This window comes from Novosphingobium olei, assembly GCF_037076535.1.
GTDB lineage: Bacteria > Pseudomonadota > Alphaproteobacteria > Sphingomonadales > Sphingomonadaceae > Novosphingobium > Novosphingobium olei.
This window is the reverse complement of sequence record NZ_AP029021.1, coordinates 1,665,967-1,683,359: the sequence shown is the minus strand read 5'-3', so window position 1 is coordinate 1,683,359 and position 17,393 is coordinate 1,665,967. Positions and strand designations below refer to the sequence as shown.

Here is a 17,393-nt window from a genome sequence, read left to right as displayed (position 1 = left end):
GCGCGGGCTGTATTGAAAAGGCCACCGGGCCGGTCCGAACAGCACTTCGCCGACTTTGCGCCGTCCGCTCGGGCAGGAAATGTCCGCTCCAGCAGGAAGGCCGACTATGACCGAAACGCTTACCCGCCTCGACAGTCCCTTCGCACGCGATGTGGTGCGCGGGCTTGCCCAGCACCGCAAGACGATCCCTGCGCGCTATTTCTACGACATGCGCGGCTCCGAGCTGTTCGAGGAAATCACCCGGCTTCCCGAATACTACCCCACGCGCACCGAGCTCGGCCTGCTGCGCGACCATGCAGCCGATCTGGCGCGGTTCGCGGGCCGCCATCCGACGGTGATCGAATTCGGCGCGGGCTCTGCCACCAAGACCCCGCTGCTGCTGGATGCGGTCGCGGCGCAAACGTACGTGGGGATCGATATTTCGGCCGACTTCCTGGAAGAATCGACCGCCGCACTATCTGCCTCGCGTCCGGGGCTGGAGGTTGTTGCTGTGCCCGGCGATTTCACCCACGCGCTTGATCTTCCTCCACTGAAGGGGGAGCGGATCGGATTTTTCTCCGGCTCAACCATTGGCAATTTCGAACATCGCGCAGCCGTCGAACTGCTGCGCTCGTTCCGCGCGACGCTAGGCGAGGATGCCTTGCTGGTGATCGCCATCGACACGCGGAAGAACCCGCATCTGCTCGAAGCCGCATACGACGATGCCGCTGGCGTGACGGCCGAGTTCAACCTCAACCTGCTGCGGCGGATCAACCGCGAATTGGAAGGCACGATCCCTGTCGAGGCGTTCGAACATCGCGCCATCTGGCACGACGGGCTGGGCCGGATCGAGATGCATTTGGTCGCGCGCGAGGATGTGACGTTCGAGGCAGCGGGCGAACATTTCGCCATGCGCGGGGGCGAGACGATCCACACCGAGAATAGCTACAAGTACACCCTGCCAGAAGCGCGTCTGCTGGCGCGAACCGCCGGGTGGGAGCCTCTGGCCTTCTGGACGGACGAGCGCGAGATGTTCGGGCTGCACGTCTGGGCCGCGGCCAAGGACGACATGCAGCCGTGAGCGGGCCCGTCCCTGCAGGTGCGGCCACGCTCTATGAAAGCGCGACGCAGGTGTTGCGACGCTTCCGCGAAGTTCGCGCCTACACCGAGGCATTGGTCGCGCCGCTGTCACCAGAGGACTGCCAGGTCCAGTCGATGCCCGACGTCAGCCCGGCTAAGTGGCACCTCGCCCACACGACGTGGTTTTTCGAGACATTCCTGCTGCAGCCGCTGCTGCCAGATTACCGGCCTTTCGATCCGGCCTATGCGGTTTTGTTCAACTCGTACTACGTCGGCGTGGGCCAGCGGCACCCGCGCGCCCATCGTGGCCTTCTTACTCGCCCCCGCCTGAACGAAGTCATGGACTATCGCGCGCACGTCGATCGCGCGATGGAACACCTGATGGAACAGCTGGCACCGTCGGCTTGGGGGCCGCTGGTGGAACTTGGCTGCCAGCACGAACAGCAGCATCAGGAATTGATCCTGATGGACATCAAGCACGTGCTGTCCAGCAATCCGCTGCAACCCGCTTATGCCGATACCTTCGAACTGCAGCCGCTGGGTGAGGCGTTCGGCTGGCGGGAGCAGCCGGGCGGCCTTTACGAGATCGGGCATGGCGGCGCAGGCTTTCACTTCGACAACGAGACACCGCGCCATCGTGTCTGGCTGGAACCGTTCGAGATGGCGACGCGGCTGGTAAAGGCGGGTGAATACACGGCGTTTATCGCCGATGGCGGCTATCACCGGCCCGAGCTGTGGCTGTCAGAAGGTTGGGACCTGGTCCAGCGCGAAGGATGGACCGCGCCGCTCTACTGGCAAGAAGAGGCCGATGGCTGGAGCCGGTTCACGCTGTGCGGCCGCCGGCCAGTAGATCCGGATCAGGCCGTGCTCCACGTCAGCCAATTCGAGGCAGACGCCTACGCCCGCTGGGCAGGCGCGCGCTTGCCGACGGAAGCCGAATGGGAAGTCGCGAGCGTTCACGGCGGGCTGCATGGCCTCTACAACCATGCCTGGCAGTGGACCGCCTCAGCCTATCTCGGCTATCCGGGGTTTATGCCGCCTGAAGGCGCGGTAGGCGAATACAACGCCAAGTTCATGAGCAACCAGATGGTGCTGCGCGGGGGATCGCTGGCGACACCAGACGGCCATGCGCGGGCAACCTACCGGAACTTCTTCCCTGCCTCTGCCCGCTGGGCTTTCAGCGGCATCCGTCTGGCCCGGTGATCAGCGCAGGGCGAAGTCGACGCAGGCGCGGCATTGCAGCACCAGTGGATCGACCAGCGGCAACACCGAAGACGCTGTGGTGATCGCCAGCGGCAGTTCGGTGCACCCCAGGATCACTGCCTCGCAACCTTGTGCAGCGTGGGCTTCTATCAACTGCGCGAAATAGCTGGTGAATGCTGCATCCATCTCGCCATTGGCAAGACGGGTCTGGATTGCGCCGATGCGGATGCGGTCTTCCTCTTGCGGGATGACCACCTCGATGCCGGCCGCGACCAGCGGGTCGGCATAGTAGCCGTCCTCCATGGTGAAGCGCGTGCCCAGAAGCAGCGCTTTGTGCGTACGACTTTCCAGCAAATGCGCGCGCACGAGCTTTATGGCGTGAAACATCGGCGGAGCTGCTGGCAAGCCGGGGGCCAGCTGGTCATAGATCTTGTGCAGGGTGTTGTTGGCGATCATCCAGCAGTCCGGAGCAAAGCGCAGCAACGTATCGATCTCGCGCCGCAACAGCGGAGGAATTACGCTCCAGTCGGCCGAATAGGCACTTCGGATGTCGTGATAGTCGATGCTGTAAAGCACGATCCGCGCCGAATGCCTCTCACCCAGGCGGCGCTCGACCTCTTCGTTGAGCAACCGATATGGCAGGATGGTCGAAGGCCAGCTGGTTCCGCCGAGCACGCCGATCAACTTCATGGCGTTGCCCTCTGGGCGCTCCTCGCCAGGAGAGACCGCTCGCACCCCCGTTCCAGTGCCGGTCTGCAGGCAGTCGCCGCCATCACGGCCCCTCCGATGGCGACCACCCTCCACCGAGCGCCTGATACAGGCTGATTCGCGCCGAATAGGCGTCGGCCTTCGTCTGGATCAGCGCAAGCTCTGCCGACAGCAACCCGCGCTGCGTGTCGAGCTGTTCCAGCAAGGGCGAATACCCTTCGCGATAGCGGTTGGTGGCCAATCGATTGGCTTCGGCAAGAGCATCGCGCTGTCGTGTCTGGATCTGGACCTGACGATCCTGTCCGTCGACGGCGGCAAGCGCATCGTTCACCTCGCGGAAGGCGGTAAGGGCCGCCTTGCGGTAAGCGAAGGCAGCCGCGTCGCGCTGGGCTGCGGCTGTCCCAACGCCCGCCCGCAGTCGCCCACCCTCGAACAGCGGAGCAAGAATGCTTCCGCCCACCGACCAAAGCGCGATTGGCCCTGACAGCAGCGAGGAGAACGCTGCACCGGTCGACGCCGAAAGCTTAACTTGGGGGAGAAAGCGCTTGCGCGCAGCGGCGAGATTGCTGTCGCTGGCCGCGAGCTGATATTCGGCCTGAGCCACATCCGGGCGGCGTCGCAGGAGTTCGGACGGTAGCGACCCCGGCAACGGCGGACGGGAAAGGGCATCAAGCCCGCGCCCCCGCTCCACCGGTCCCGGCACCCTGCCGACCAGCACGCTCAGCGCGTTTTCCTGGCGAGCCCTCGCCTGCTCGATCGCGGGGATCAGCAGCAGCGCGGACTGATAGTCCACTTCGGCCTGCTGAAGCTCCAGCTTGGGCGAATAGCCGGTCTCGACCCGTCGCGCGATCAGATCGCGCGCGCCCTTGCGGATATCCGAAGTGCGGCGCGCGAGTGCTAGCCTGTCGTCCAGCGCCAGCAGCGCCACGTACGCACTAGCCGTTGCCGATGCGACCGACAGCCGGGCCGCATCTCGCGCCGCCGCGCTTGCCAGCCAGGCCGACCGCGCGGCACTGACCTGATCCGAAAGCCGGCCGAACAGGTCGATCTCCCATGCCGCCTGGAGTTGTGGCTGGGCCGCGCGCTGTTCGACCGGCTGGCCAAACGGGTTGACGCTGCGCGAATCCGATGCGCCAACGCCGGCGTCGAGCGTCGGCAGGAGGGCGGACCCGGCAAGGTCCTGCTGCGCACGCGCTTCGCGTACCCGCGCCGCCGCGATCGCGACATCCGCGTTCCGGGCGAGAGCTTGCTCGACGAGTGACGATAGCTGGGGGTCCCCGAATCCTCGCCACCATTCGGCATCGACCGGAACGCCGGGACCAAGGTCAAGCCGCCAGTCCTGCGGCGGAACCACCGGCGGTATCTTTGCGGTCTCCACGTTCGGCCCTGCGCACGCCGTCGCAAGCAAGGGCAGAACAAGCGAAATGCGTGCGATCCCGCGGATCATTTCGAGGTGTCCACGCGGGCTTCGACAGACATGCCGGGGCGCAGCCGGCGTGCCGCCGTCTGACCCGGATCGACCCGGATGCGCACGGCAATGCGCTGGGCGACCTTGACGAAGTTGCCCGTTGCATTGTCCGCCTTCAGCACGGCAAATTCCGAACCGGCAGCGGGCGAAATATTCTCGACGTGGCCGGTCAGCTCCTGTCCGGCAAGCGCATCAACGGTAAACCGGGCCGGCTGGCCAACGGCCATGCGGGCGGTCTGCGCCTCCTTGAAATTGGCGATGACCCAGATGTCGTCGGGAACCAGGAACAGCAACTGCGTGCCCGCGGTCACGAATGCGCCAAGCCGGACGCCGATCTCCGAAAGCTGGCCATCTTCCGGTGCGCGGATCACGGTGTTTTCAAGATCGACCTGCGCGGCGTGAAGCTGCGCGCGCGCGGCTTCCACGCTGGCCGCAAGCCCGCCGCGGCCGACCAAGACACTGCGGACGTCCTGTTCGCCAACGCCCCTTGCCGCCTGTGCCTGCTGAACGGCCGCCTGGGCCGCCAGCAGCGCCGCGCGCGTCTGGTCCCTTTCGCGCTCGGAGATGGAGCCGTCCCGAACAAGCGCGCTTGCGCGATCCATGTCCGCCCGCGCCTTCACCAGTTGCGCCTGCGCGCTGGCGATTGCGGCATCCTGGCCGCCAATGGCAGCCTTGCGCGATTTCTCGCTCTGTTGCGAATTGGCCAGTGCCGCTTCCTGTGCGGCCAGGTTTGCCTGCGCCTGCTCTACCTTGGCGCGATACTGGCGGTCATCGACGACGGCGATCGCCTGTCCCTTGCGGACACGGGCGAAATCCTTGACGAGCACTTGCGTCACATAGCCGCTGACTTGCGGGCTGATCACCGTGACCTTGCCGCGGACATAAGCGTTGTCGGTCGATTGGGACAGGCTCGCAAACGGCGGCAAATGCCAGGCATAGAGAATCGCCGCCACCGATCCGAGCAGCGCCACCACCACCAGAACCAGCCGCGCCCCAGTCGGCCGCTGCGGTCGCCAGCTGTCAGACGGAGCCGGATCCGCGGCCGCAGGAGGGGTGGGCGTGGACGCATCTGCACCGATCGCCGGTTGTGTCATTCGGAAGTCCTTGAAGGTGTGGGGTCCGCAGCTGGCGAAGGGGATGTAGCCGCCGCTGCTGCCGCTGCCTGCTGCATGCGCTGCAGCTTGACCAGCGGCGATTCCTCGCCCGACCGGACGATGCGCCAGCGGATCAGGATCGACCACGCCACCGCACATACGGCCAGAATGCCAAGCAGCAGGAACACGTCGTTGAAGGCCAGGATATTGGCTTCGCGCGTTGCCTGTTGCGAAAGTATCGCGGCGCCCTCGGCGCTGCGCAAAACCGGATCGCCGATGGTTCTTGCCACAAGCCGCCCGCCGGCCGCGATGCGCGCCGCAACCTGCGGATCGGTCATCACGATGCCTTGCACGATCTCGGCCGAATGCATCTTCTCACGCACCGTCTGGAAGGTGCCTAGCAGTGCACCGCCGACAAGCCCGCCAAGCGACTGGCTCATGCTGAACAGCACGATGAAACTGACGAAGTTGCGCGGGCCGGCAAGCAGCGTGCGCGCAAGGCCGATCACCATCGCCTGGCTCAGGAACAGCACGCTGGCAAAGCCGATCAGCGCCTGGCTGAGGTAGAAGTTCTCGGGCCTCGTTAAGTTCGTAGCGTCCGCATCGAGAAATGCGCCGATAGCGATCAAGACCAGCGATATCGTGATCGGGCGGGTGACGTTGGCAGGATTGAGCGTGACAAGCGCCGTGACCAGCCCCGCAATCGAGGCTGCAATGATGATGAGGTTCAGTCCGACCATCTGTTCGTTGGTCATGCCGACCGCCGTTAGCAGGCCGACCGATCCGAACGCCTGTTCGGAAAGCAGGATGCGCACGGCCGCAGCGATCGACATCAGCCGCAGCATCTCACGGGTACCCAGCCACCGGGTGTTGATCAGCGGGCTCTTGCGGAAATGCTCGAAGACGAAGGCCGTGGTTACCATCACCAGGCCGCCGGCCAGCGCGTATCCCATCCAAGGGCGCGAGGTCCACCACTCGATCCGCCCCTGGCTGAGTACGGCGATCAGCATCGCCATTCCCGGCACGAGCAACAGCACGCTGATGATGTCTCCCTTCTCGAAGGCCTTGACACGCTCGCTTGGCGGCAAGGGCAAAGCGACGATCGCGGCGAGGCAAGACAGGCCCAGCCCGAGTTCGAACCAGTAGAGCATGTGCCAGTCGCCCGACACAAGCAGGCTGGGAGAGAGCGCGCGCGCCAGCGGTGTCGCGATCTGGGGAACGGATATGCCGATCATGAGGCCGGCCAGACGCTTGGTCGCCGGCATGGCCTGCATGAGATAAAGCACGGTCAGCGACGATAGCGCGCTTCCCGCAAGCCCGCCGGCCGCACGTACCGCTATTGCCGACCAGAACCCGTGAACGAATAGATGGAATATGGTCGCAACGACATAGACGCCCAGCATCCAGCGTATGAACGGCTGCAATCCGAATTGCTGGCGGTATTTCACGAGCACCAGGTTGGCCGACGTGTTGGTCATCAGGTACGCGGCCGTCAGCCAGGTCGCCTCGTCAGGTCCGAGGCCCAGCGTTCCTTGTGCGAAAGGCAGGTTGACTGCCACCAGCGCACTGCCAAGACCGCCTGCCAGCCCTATCAGAACGCCTATCCCGAAGTACGCGATACGCCTCGCCTTGGGATGATCCGGATTGGCCGGCGATCCCGGAAGAGTCGGCCGCTCATGCGGCTTGAACTCATAGGCCGCAGCCTGCGCCATGTATTTCCGATCCCCAGCGTGCCCGGCGCCCTGCCGTCATATGGGGCCGGGAGCGTCGTCGCGCGGAATACTCAGATGTCGCTTCTCGGTTCCCAGAATGTTTGCATCGCGCGGCTCATCATCCCCTGCGCCAAGCATGGTATCTTTCGACGAAGCCCAGCACGCGGTGCGGCACATGCGCTTTGCGCCATTCGCCGGCTGCGAACTTATTCGCCTCGATCATCGTCGGATAGGCGTGGATCGTCCCCATGATCTTCTTCAACCCGAGCCCGTGCTTCATCGCCAGCACGTACTCGCCCAGCAATTCACCCGCGTGTTCGCCAACGATGGTGACGCCAAGGATACGGTCCTTGCCGGGAACGCTGAGCACCTTGACGAAGCCGGTGGTCGCGCCTTCGATGATCGCACGCTCGAAGTGGTCGAGATGGTAGATCGTCACCTCGTGCGCGATCCCCTGCCCCTTCGCCTCGCGCTCGTTCAGCCCGACGCGGGCAATCTCCGGGTCGATGTAGGTCGTTCGCGGAATGACGCGGTAGTCGGCCTTGAACTTCCGGAACTGACCGAACAGCGCGTTCACGGCCGCGTACCAGGCCTGATGCGATGCGGTATGGGTGAACTGGAAGGGCCCTGCGACGTCGCCCGCTGCAAAGATGTTCGGAAATTCGGTCGCGAGATATTCGTCGGTCACCACAGTGCGGTCGGTCGAAATGCCAAGCTCTTCCAGACCATAGCCAGACAACCGCGCCTTGCGACCAACCGCAACGATCAGCGCGTCGAACCCGATCGTCCGCTCGCCCTTCGGGCCCTTGACGATCAGGCTGCGCGCATCACCTGCCCCTTCGACCCGCACGGCGGCGTGGCTGGTCAGCACCTCGACCCCGCTCTGTTCAAGCGCGGCTTTTGCCAAGGCGGAAACGTCGTCGTCTTCGCTGGCAAGAACACGCTCGGCCATTTCGACCTGCACCACCTTCCCGCCCAGCCGGGCCATCGCCTGCGCCAGCTCGCAGCCAATCGCGCCACCGCCGAGCACCACGATTTTCTCGGGCACGCGATCGAGCTTAGAGAAAGCGTCCCACAGCGTATCGCTGGTGAGATATCCCGAGCCTTCAAGCCCGGGCAGCCGGGGAACGACCGGTTCGGCGCCGGCGGCAATCACGATCGAACGGGTCGTCAGAAACTGAACCGAACCATCGGCGCACTTGATCTCCACTCTCCAGGGATCGACGATCCGCGCGTATCCCTGAACAACGTCGACACCCAGCCCCGTGTAGCGCTCTGCGCTGTCATGCGGCTCGATCTTGGTGATCACATCGCGTACCCGCGCCATCACGCCGCGGAAATCCACCCGGGGCTCCACACCCGCAATACCGTAGGCATCGGCATGACGGATGGTATCGGCGACGGACGCGCTCTTGATCAGCGCCTTGCTTGGGACGCAGCCATAGTTAAGGCAATCACCGCCCATCTTGTGGGCTTCGACCAGCGTTACCTTCGCCTTCACCGTCGCACCGATGATCGAAGTGACAAGACCAGCTGCGCCAGCGCCGATCACCACCATGTTGCGATCATAGCGCTTTGGCCGGCTGAAACCTGCATAGACCCTGCGCCGCTTGATCGCGTTCATGATCGCCCTGCCCGCCCACGGCAGCAATCCCAGGGCAGCGAACGACAGCAGCAGCGCAGGCGATGCAACGTCCTTCAGGCTCTGAATCTCGGCAAGCCTCGTCCCCGCGTTCACATAGACCGCCGTGCCTAGCAGCATGCCGACCTGGCTGACCCAGAAGAACGTCCACACGCGAATGGGTGTCAGCCCCATGGCCAGGTTGATCACGAAGAACGGGAAGACCGGCACCAGCCTCAGCGAGAACAGGTAGAAAGCTCCGTCGCGCTCTATCCCGGCATTGAGCGCCTTGAGCTTGTCGCCAAAGCGCGCCTGGACCGCATCACGGAAAAGGTACCGTGAGGACAGGAACGAGAGCGTCGCCCCGACGGTCGAAGCCACTGACGACAGGACGAGGCCGACGCCCAGGCCAAAAATCGCGCCTGCAGCCAACGTAAGGATCGCGGCGCCGGGAAACGAGATCGCCGTAAGCACGACGTAAAGCAGGACGAACAGCCCGGCGACCTTGGCAGGCGACGCCTGATAGGCCGCATCGATCGCACCCTGCTGCGCCTTCAGATTCGCCAGCGTCAGCATCTGGGCCACATCGAAGTGAACGAATGCCGCAATCGCCACGACGAGTGCGAGCAGGATGGCGATGCGTTTCATGCTGCGGTTCCGTTGCTGTGATGATCGTCGTCTTCGGCAATCGTGGCGTAGTTGCGCGCCGCCTCTCCAAGCATGTCGACATGCTCGCCAAAGCGCGCGCAGGCCGGGCAGACCACACCGTGGATCTTGACCCGCAGCCGTTCTAGCCGAGTCAGATTGCGTTCGCGCTGCTGCGAAAGAAGGAAGGTCGCATCGTGGCAGTTCATGGCGTTGGCGCTTTCCTGGAAAACCAGCGCTTCTCCATGCAGTCGCGCAAGGCCAGGCGCGCGCGATGGAGGATGACATAGACATTGGCAGTCGACAGACCGAGTTCGTCACAGATGTCGTCGACGGGAAGCTCCACGACTTCACGCATCAGGAAAACGCGGCCCTGCTGCGGGGGCAGGCAGTTGAGGCATGCATCGAACATTCTCAGGAACTGGCGGCTGTGAATGGCGGCTTCCGGATCTTCCCACGACGCAGGTCGCGCGGCATTGCGCCACACCCCGAAGCGGTTGAACAGATCGGGCAAGGGCTCGTCCGCAGGTTCCTGTTCAAGCTGGCTTGCCGCCAGCGGCCCGCGACGCCGCTGGCGCAGGATGTCGGCCACCTTGTTCTTCAGGATCGCGATCAGCCATGTTTTGAGAGCGGCTTCCGCCCGGAACGCCCGCGCATTGCGCAGGGCGCCCGCGATCGCTTCCTGCACCGCATCCTCGGCTTCGTCGTCATTACCAAGCTGGAGCCGGGCAAAGCGCACAAGATCGGGACGCACCGCGCGCACAAAAGTATCGTCGATCACGATCTGCATCGCACCAGCGGATGCCTGCCTTGCGATCAGTTGCTCCACGCCATGCCCTTCGCGCCGGAGCCGAGCCTTGCCCATTCCCTGACGAACCGCCGATCGATATGGTTCTTCAACCGCTGGACCCAGCGCCCCGCCATCGCAACGCTTCCCCACGACAGGATGGCACGGCCATCACCCGTTGAAAGCAGATACAGGCTCCGGCGGCGGGGGCGATAGACGCGAAGTCGCGCACCGGCATCACGCGCCGTTCGGCGCAGGTTTTCCGCGAGCACGGGCCCCATATGCACGGCATGGACGCCGGACCGCGCCACCGTTCGACCGCCCCGACGATCCCGCCAGCTAGCAATATCGCCCGCAGCAAACACATGGGGATGCGACTGGCTGCGCAGGTCCGGGCCAACCGAAATGAACCCCTGCCCGTCAAGTTGCAGGCCCGAACTGCGAAGCCAGCGTGGCACTCGTGTTCCGGTCGCGGCAACGACACACCCTGCCGTGATGCGCCGGCCGCCATCCAGCAACAGGCCATCGGGCGTTGCGGAGGCATGCCCTTCCACAAGCTCGACACCGGCATGTGCCAATCGCTCTTGCGCCAGACGACGCGCACGACTTGAATGCCCTGGCAATAGCGCCTCCGCATCCGAAACAAGCATCACCGGCGCGGCGCAGCTGCCCGCAAGGGTGGAACTGATCGCATGCGCCAATTCGACTCCTGCCGCTCCGCCGCCAACAACCGCAACGCGAAATCCCGGCGTCCTTATCGCCGTGTCGCGAACCAACGGCCATCGTCGCACAAGATCGGGCATCGGCCGCACGGGCAGCAGTCTCGGGCCGAGATCGGCCAGGGTCGACGTGTCGATCTCTCCACCGGTCGCGATTGACAGCAGGTCGAACGACAAGCGCTCGCCATTGTCCAGAACGACCTCGCGCTGGTTCGCATCCATCCCCACCACCGAGCCAATGATGCAGTCGATCCCGGCGCGGTCCGCCAGCGAAATCAGATCGATCCGAAAGTCCTCGTCGACGGCCGGATCGGTGATCCAGGCCGGCACCATCCCGGAATAGATCAGGTATCGCTCGCTCGTGATCAGCGATGTCTCGATGCCGTGTGGCGGCCGCGCAATCCAGCTCTTGAGCACGCCGAGGTGCGCGTGCCCACCGCCGGCGAGCAACAGCCGGATCGGCCGCCCGTTCGACGACTTCTGGCCAGACCATCCCGGTGTCACGACAATCGCCCCTTCCCCCCGTGCCCCTGAGCCCATTGGTCGCACCATCGGCGCGATCCTTACAGCGTTTTTGACGCGGCATCTTTTGCTGGCGAATATCGCCGCTGGTGTAAGAATGCGCGCTGCGCACCGACCAAAGCCTGCACGGTCGGTAGCGACGGTAAATCAGGAGGGGGAATTATGTCTAACGCGAAGGACGAAAACGACGGCAAGTGGACGCGGCGCCTCAGCACCTGGGCGCGCACTCTCGCCATTCTTGGCCTGATCATAGCGATCATCGGCGTCACGCTGGGGCGGTATGACGTGGTCCCCAAGCTGGTCGGCTTCGGCGGCCTTGCGCTTGGCGGACTGGTAGCGCTTATTGCGTTCGTGCTCGGCGTTATCGGGCTGCTGCTCGGTCTGCGCCATCGCTCGCCTGCACGCGGCAAGGCAATTCTCGCGATCGTCCTGTCCTTGCCGTTCGTGGCCTTCATCGCGACCCGCCCGGCGCTCTCCGGCAAGGTTCCTGCGATCCATGACATCACCACGGACCTCGCCAATCCGCCGGCGTTCACCAAGCTGCCACTTCGCGCCGACAACCTGGCTGGCGTCGGCACGGTGGACAACTGGCGCAAGATTCATGCGGCCGCCTATGGGGATCTCAAGACCGTCCGCATTGCCAGGGCGCCGGCGCAGGTGATCGCCGACGCGGCGCGCATCGCCAAGGAGAACGGTTGGGAAATCGCGCTCAACGATCCCGCCGCGGGCAAGCTCGAAGCGACGGCTTCGGTCTCCTTCATTCGCTTCCACGATGATATCGCCGTGCGCGCAACGCCGGCCGACAATGGGACGGCAAGCATCGTCGACGTGCGCTCGGTCAGCCGGATCGGCGTGTCCGACATGGGCGTTAACGCCAAGCGTATCCGCAGTTTCCTGGCGCAGCTTCAGGGCGCCTGAGCGAACGTTGCGCGGGCGACGAGGGTGCGCTGCACCACCGTCGCCACGCATAGCGCCGCGTAAACATAGGCAATCTGCGGGAAATGAACCGGCAGCAGGCACATCGTGATGAAGGCGATGATCGTCTCGCTGCCTTCGGCAAGGCCCGTGTTGTAGAAGAAACTCTTCCGGCCGTGCGCCGTCGTCTCAAGCCCGCGCTTCGCAGCAATCGTAGCGAAGGCAAGGAAGCTCGTGCCGGTCAGCGTGAAGCTCGCGATCAGGACCACCGCGGGCAGCAGGTTGCCAGGCGATAGCAGGGCAAAGCCCACCGGCACCGCGACATAGAACGCGAAGTCGGCCACGATGTCGAAGTACCCGCCCCAGTCCGTCAGCTGCGTCGCACGTGCGATGGCCCCGTCGACGCCATCGAGCAGCCGGTTGGCCAGAATGAGCGCCAGACCAAGGCCGACATGCCCTGATGCCAGCGCCCAGCCAGCGCCAATGCCCACCGCCAGCCCGGCAAATGTCACCCCATTCGCCGAAAGTCCCATGCCGGCCAGCAACTTTCCCAGCCGGTTGAGCGGCGGGTCGATCAGCGGTCGCAGGCGGGCATCGAACATCGCGTTAGCCTCCCCTCAACCCGCCAATGTGACAAGGCCGATCACCGCCCCGCACATGCCCGAGGCAAGATTGCCGGCGAGCCAGCTTTTCATCCCGAGTTGCGCGGCCTCGCGTCGCCGACCGGGCGCGAGCGTGCCGATCGTCGTCACCAGCAAGCCCACGCTGGCAAGATTGGCGACGCTGCAAAGCGCATAGGTGACGATTAGCTCCGTTCGTGGGGTGAAGGTACCAGCGGGCACCTGCGAAAACTGCAGATAGGCGACATATTCGTTGAGGATGGTCTTCGTGCCCATCAGCGCCCCGGCCGGTACCGCTTCGCGCCACGGCACACCGATCGCCCACATGAAGGGCGCGAAGAACCACCCGAACAGGCGCCGCAGCGTGATCGGCCCACCATCGACCAGCGGCAGGTTGGCCAGGATCTGGTCGGCAAGGTTCACCAGCGCGAAGATGACGATGATCGTGCCGATGACGGCCAGCACCAGTTGCACGCCTTCGGTCGTGCCGCGCAGGATGGCATCCATCGTGTCCTCGTAATGGACTTCCGGTTCCGCCGCGGCGCTGTCGCGCTCGCCCTCGCTTTCGGGCACCATCATCCGCGCGATCAGGATCGCCGCCGGCAGCGACAGGAACGACGCTACGATCATGTGCCCCACGGCATTGGGCAGGATCGGCGCCAGTGTCGTCGCATAAAGCACGAGCAACGCGCCCGAGATGTTGGCCATCGACAGCACCATCACGGCGAACAGTTCCGAGCGCGACATCGTGGCGCACCAGGAACGCACGATCAGCGGAGCTTCCACCACGCCCAGAAAGATGTTGGCGCCGGCATTCAATCCGACGACGCCGGTAACCCCAAGCGTTCGCCGCAGCACCCACGAAAGGCCGTTGACCAGCCAGCGCAGCACGCCCCAATGCCAGAACAGCGCCGTCAGCGCCGAGAACACGATGATCAGCGGCAGCACCTGGAAGGCAATGATCATCGGCGGCGATACGCCGGGCTTGAGCACGAATGGCAGCTCCGCTCCACCGAGATAGCCGAACATGTAGCTCGATCCCGCCAGGGTCGCCTGCTCGATCGCGCTGACGCCACTGTTGATCGCCTCTACCGCGCGCCACACCAGCGGCACGCGGATGAACGCAAGCGCGATGGCCAGCTGCATGATCAGGGCGCCCGCGATCCAGCGCCAGCCCGGCATGGCTCGTCGATTCTCGGAGACACCCCAGGCGATCAGCAGGATCAGCCCGATGCCGATCAGCCCCTGGCCCTGCTGCAGGATCGCCATCGCCTATTTCACCCCTTCAAGCTGATGCCAGACCTTCGACGGGTCAGAACTTCCACGCAAGCCCGAACTGGAACTGGCGTGGTGGCCCCGCATTGCGCTGCACGAACGGTGCGCCGCCACCGAACTGGATCTGGTTGGACGTGGTCGCCGCGTTGGCAAAGCCGGACTTGTTGTTGGTGTTCAACACGTTGAATACATCCGCGCTCAGCTCGAGCCGCCCGTCGAACGCGGGGATCCCATAGCGCAGGCCGATATCGATGGTTGCCGACCATGGCAGCCGGGCGGAGTTGCGCTTGGCGCCGGGATAGCGGTCCGAATTCCCGACATAGCTCTCGCCGAAGGAAGCGCCATCGCCGTTAAGGTCCTGCGTCCCGAAAATGCGAGCATCGGGCACGAGGTTCACTGGCTGTCCGGACTGGAAAAGCCCCGCCACGCTCACGCTCAGGCCATCGAACGGGTAAAGGTAGCCCACTGCGGAGATCACGTGCCGCCGGTCGTTGGCCGATGGCCCCCACTCCGTGCTGTAATCGTTCGAGTTGGCGGCGCGGAAGTTGATGTCGTCGGTATCGTTGGACAGCTTGGACAGCGTATAGCTGATGCGGAAGGCATAGGCATCTTCGCCGCGCGCCTTGTTCACCTGCAGGATCAGCGCCTTGTACTCGGACTCGCCCTTCGTTTCCGACACGGTGATCTGCCTGGCCCCACCTGCGACCAGCGCGACCGGCCGGGTGGCGTCCGCATCCGCCTGGCTGCGCACCAGCCCCAGAGACTGCGCCAGGGCAAAGCGCGATGCGTTGTCCGGCTGCGCCTTGAGCAGGGCGATGTTGGCGTCGGTCAGTGCGGCAAGGTTGGGCGTGAACGGTGCCGGCGCATTGAGATCACGCAGCCGCACCAGATTGTGCGATCGGCTGTAGATCACGTCCGCGCTCAGTGTCAGCGTATCGCTCGCCTGAACCTGATACCCGGCGCTCAGTTGCAGGCTCCACGGACTCTTGTAGCCTTCGGGATTGAGGATCCGCGCTTCGCCCAGCGTCGCGCTGTCGCGCAGGGCCTGAACCTGCCGGGGCGCGGGGCAGGCCGAAACCGTCGTGCAGGCGGGCGAAACCGCAAGGTTGCCGTCGAACGTCACCTTGGCCAGATCGACACCGGCCGGAACCAGCCCCTTGGCCTGCAACGCCCGCAATTGCGAAACGAAGCCAGGCGAGGTGGTATTGCGCTGCAGGGCGTCGGAGATCACCGAGTATGGCAGCTTTCCAGTGAATATCCCGGCCCCGAACCGCACAGTCGATCGGGCGTCGGGGCGGTAGTTCAGCGATAGGCGCGGCGCGAAGTTGTCAAGGTCGGCGCCCTTCCCGCCCTTGCCCGTCAGGCTGTCATAGTCCCAGCGCAGCCCGAATGTTGCCGTCAGCCGGGGGCCGACCTGCCATTCATCCTCGACATAGAAGCCCAACTGCGTCTGCCCTGTGCCGAAGGCGCGCGGCCGCAGTTCCACGGAGTAGTTGGCAACGGCCGGATTGAGCGAAAGAACGTCTTGCGCCGACAGTGCAAGGCCCTTGCCGCTGCCGGCCAAGGTCGCCAGTTGCGCATCGGTCAGGTCCACCGTGTAGTTCCCGTCCGGATTGCCTCCGCCCAGCAGCGCGAAGTCCGAATGAAGCACGTCCGCGCCAATCGTCAGCTTGTGCGCACCAAGCTTGCGTTGCAGCCGGTGCGTCGTCTGCCATGTCTTTTCCAGATCGTTGAAGACATAACCGGGATTGCCCAATACTGCGACGGCAAGGCCCGACGGATCACGCACGGTGACCTGCGGCCCGGGCTCTCCCTTGGGCCGGGCATAGTCCCAGCGGAACCGGCTGAACTGCACCGCGCCGTCATAGCTCCACGCGTCGCCCGAATAGCTGGCCGATGCCGCCACGAGCGTGGAGAAGCGCTGCTGGTCCGATCCGGCCGAAGGGAACGTGACATTGCCCCCGCCAAGGCTTCCTCCGGGCCGGTCCACCGTGACTCGCCCGACATTGGCGCGCAGGCTCAGCGTCCAGTCGTCTGTCAGGCGATGGTCGATTCGCAGCGAACCGAGGTAGGCCTCGTTGTGGCCGGTCACGTTCGCCACCGTGCCCAATGCCGGCGCATCGACCACCTGCACGTTGCGATCGCGGGTGTATTCGAAGTTCGCGTAGAAGAACGTCCGGTCCCGCGCGATCGGGCCGCCCATGCTGGCGCCTGCCTGATATCGCTCGAAGCTTTCGCCAACCGGATTGCCGGAAAGGTCGCGCCGCGGATAGGGCGAAGCCGCGTCTAAGGGGCGGCCCGGACGAACCAGCGCGTAGACTTCACCGTGATAATCGTTGGTCCCCGATGGTGAAGTGTAGTTCACCACGCCATTGGCCGTCCGGCCGTAGGCCACCGAATAGGAGTTCGCGAGGACGGTGACGTTGCGGGTGAAACCCAGCGGAACAGGGAATTTGATCCCGCCGAGGAAGTTCTCGTTATTGTCGAGCCCGTCGAGCAGATAGTTGGCGTCGAGACCGTTGGCCCCGTTGATCGAGATCGAGGGGGATTCTGCGAAAAACCCGGTCGACGGAACCACGTTGGGCAGCCGCACCAGCGCACCCAGCACATCGCGCCCCTCGATGGGCAGCGCAACCAGTTCCGCCTTGTCGAGCGAAGCCGAAACCTCGGCATTGACCGCGTTGATCCCTGTCACCGCGCGATGGCCTTCGACCACGATCGCTCTGCCACCATTCCGGCGCAGGGTCACGCTGCTGGTGAAGTTCGCCCGCAGCGCAACCGTCACCGCCTCGCTGGCAGGCGCGTTGCCCAAGCGAACGCTGTAGCGCCCGGCCGTGGACACGCCGTCCAGCCGCACCATCCCGTTTGCGTCGCTGCGGACCATGCGCCGGAAACCGATCTCGGCGTTCTCGATGATCACATCGACGCCTGCCGCCGGCTGGTCGCCCTGCCCCTCCACCAGCGACACCTGAAGTCCGGCCTGCTGGGCATGCACGGGTGCCGAATATGCAACAGCCAGCGCAACCGCTGCGGCGGCGTGCAAGA

14 protein-coding genes are annotated in these 17,393 nt (G+C 64.7%); 3 read left to right on the top strand and 11 right to left on the bottom strand.

What is annotated here, in order from left to right:
- Positions 1-106: 106 nt before the first annotated feature.
- Both egtD and egtB read left to right on the top strand, forming a co-directional pair.
- On the top strand, positions 107-1,060 hold the full coding sequence (gene egtD, locus AACH40_RS07955) for an L-histidine N(alpha)-methyltransferase (protein WP_338645409.1): 954 nt from the start codon (positions 107-109) through the stop codon (positions 1,058-1,060).
- The gene (egtB, locus tag AACH40_RS07950; protein WP_422394891.1) at positions 1,057-2,262 is read left to right on the top strand and encodes an ergothioneine biosynthesis protein EgtB; all 1,206 of its coding nucleotides are present in this window, start codon (positions 1,057-1,059) and stop codon (positions 2,260-2,262) included. Before egtD ends, egtB begins: the two co-directional genes overlap by 4 nt.
- Here egtB and AACH40_RS07945 read toward each other — a convergent pair whose 3' ends face one another.
- From AACH40_RS07945 to AACH40_RS07910, 8 genes are all read right to left on the bottom strand, one after another.
- Positions 2,263-2,952: an aspartate/glutamate racemase family protein gene (locus tag AACH40_RS07945; RefSeq protein ID WP_338645407.1), complete on the bottom strand. Its 690-nt coding sequence runs from the start codon at positions 2,950-2,952 to the stop codon at positions 2,263-2,265. It lies immediately after the preceding gene.
- 82 nt (positions 2,953-3,034) lie between these two features.
- A complete protein-coding gene (locus tag AACH40_RS07940; protein WP_338645405.1) occupies positions 3,035-4,348 on the bottom strand; it encodes an efflux transporter outer membrane subunit in 1,314 nt (437 codons plus the stop codon).
- Positions 4,349-4,413: 65 nt separating this feature from the next.
- Positions 4,414-5,532: an HlyD family secretion protein gene (locus AACH40_RS07935; RefSeq protein ID WP_338645403.1), complete on the bottom strand. Its 1,119-nt coding sequence runs from the start codon at positions 5,530-5,532 to the stop codon at positions 4,414-4,416.
- Positions 5,529-7,244 carry an MFS transporter gene (locus AACH40_RS07930; protein ID WP_338645401.1) on the bottom strand — a complete coding sequence of 572 codons (1,716 nt, stop codon included), beginning with the start codon at positions 7,242-7,244 and terminating at the stop codon, positions 5,529-5,531. The genes AACH40_RS07935 and AACH40_RS07930 overlap by 4 nt, the downstream gene beginning before the upstream one ends.
- A gap of 118 nt (positions 7,245-7,362) precedes the next feature.
- A complete protein-coding gene (locus AACH40_RS07925; protein ID WP_338645398.1) occupies positions 7,363-9,513 on the bottom strand; it encodes an FAD-dependent oxidoreductase in 2,151 nt (716 codons plus the stop codon).
- Complete coding sequence (locus AACH40_RS07920; RefSeq protein ID WP_338645396.1) at positions 9,510-9,719, bottom strand: zf-HC2 domain-containing protein; 210 nt, start codon at positions 9,717-9,719, stop codon at positions 9,510-9,512. Before AACH40_RS07920 ends, AACH40_RS07925 begins: the two co-directional genes overlap by 4 nt.
- Positions 9,716-10,339, bottom strand: coding sequence for a sigma-70 family RNA polymerase sigma factor (locus AACH40_RS07915; RefSeq protein WP_338645394.1), 624 nt, complete (start codon positions 10,337-10,339; stop codon positions 9,716-9,718). Before AACH40_RS07915 ends, AACH40_RS07920 begins: the two co-directional genes overlap by 4 nt.
- Complete coding sequence (locus AACH40_RS07910; RefSeq protein ID WP_338645392.1) at positions 10,327-11,466, bottom strand: FAD-dependent oxidoreductase; 1,140 nt, start codon at positions 11,464-11,466, stop codon at positions 10,327-10,329. The genes AACH40_RS07915 and AACH40_RS07910 overlap by 13 nt, the downstream gene beginning before the upstream one ends.
- Positions 11,467-11,700: 234 nt before the next feature.
- On the opposite strand from AACH40_RS07910, the gene AACH40_RS07905 reads away from it, so the two are divergent.
- Positions 11,701-12,456, top strand: coding sequence for a DUF1499 domain-containing protein (locus AACH40_RS07905; RefSeq protein ID WP_338645389.1), 756 nt, complete (start codon positions 11,701-11,703; stop codon positions 12,454-12,456).
- On the opposite strand, the gene AACH40_RS07900 is transcribed toward AACH40_RS07905, so the two are convergent.
- Genes AACH40_RS07900 through AACH40_RS07890 form a run of 3 tightly spaced genes read right to left on the bottom strand, consistent with a single transcriptional unit; the run spans position 12,444 to position 17,343 of the window.
- Positions 12,444-13,055 carry a CDP-alcohol phosphatidyltransferase family protein gene (locus tag AACH40_RS07900; RefSeq protein ID WP_338645387.1) on the bottom strand — a complete coding sequence of 204 codons (612 nt, stop codon included), beginning with the start codon at positions 13,053-13,055 and terminating at the stop codon, positions 12,444-12,446. The genes AACH40_RS07905 and AACH40_RS07900 overlap by 13 nt on opposite strands.
- A 15-nt stretch (positions 13,056-13,070) precedes the next feature.
- On the bottom strand, positions 13,071-14,342 hold the full coding sequence (locus AACH40_RS07895) for a NupC/NupG family nucleoside CNT transporter (RefSeq protein WP_338645384.1): 1,272 nt from the start codon (positions 14,340-14,342) through the stop codon (positions 13,071-13,073).
- A gap of 43 nt (positions 14,343-14,385) precedes the next feature.
- Positions 14,386-17,343: a TonB-dependent receptor domain-containing protein gene (locus AACH40_RS07890; RefSeq protein ID WP_338645381.1), complete on the bottom strand. Its 2,958-nt coding sequence runs from the start codon at positions 17,341-17,343 to the stop codon at positions 14,386-14,388.
- Between the last annotated feature and the right edge of the window lie 50 nt (positions 17,344-17,393).

What these genes read in the sequence shown, in the direction of transcription:
- egtD (WP_338645409.1), top strand. Translation starts at nt 107, where the DNA reads ATGACCGAAACGCTTACCCGCCTCGACAGTCCCTTCGCACGCGATGTG.
- AACH40_RS07945 (WP_338645407.1), bottom strand. Translation starts at nt 2,952, where the DNA reads ATGAAGTTGATCGGCGTGCTCGGCGGAACCAGCTGGCCTTCGACCATC.
- AACH40_RS07935 (WP_338645403.1), bottom strand. Translation starts at nt 5,532, where the DNA reads ATGACACAACCGGCGATCGGTGCAGATGCGTCCACGCCCACCCCTCCT.
- AACH40_RS07930 (WP_338645401.1), bottom strand. Translation starts at nt 7,244, where the DNA reads ATGGCGCAGGCTGCGGCCTATGAGTTCAAGCCGCATGAGCGGCCGACT.
- AACH40_RS07925 (WP_338645398.1), bottom strand. Translation starts at nt 9,513, where the DNA reads ATGAAACGCATCGCCATCCTGCTCGCACTCGTCGTGGCGATTGCGGCA.
- AACH40_RS07920 (WP_338645396.1), bottom strand. Translation starts at nt 9,719, where the DNA reads ATGAACTGCCACGATGCGACCTTCCTTCTTTCGCAGCAGCGCGAACGC.
- AACH40_RS07905 (WP_338645389.1), top strand. Translation starts at nt 11,701, where the DNA reads ATGTCTAACGCGAAGGACGAAAACGACGGCAAGTGGACGCGGCGCCTC.
- AACH40_RS07900 (WP_338645387.1), bottom strand. Translation starts at nt 13,055, where the DNA reads ATGTTCGATGCCCGCCTGCGACCGCTGATCGACCCGCCGCTCAACCGG.
- AACH40_RS07895 (WP_338645384.1), bottom strand. Translation starts at nt 14,342, where the DNA reads ATGGCGATCCTGCAGCAGGGCCAGGGGCTGATCGGCATCGGGCTGATC.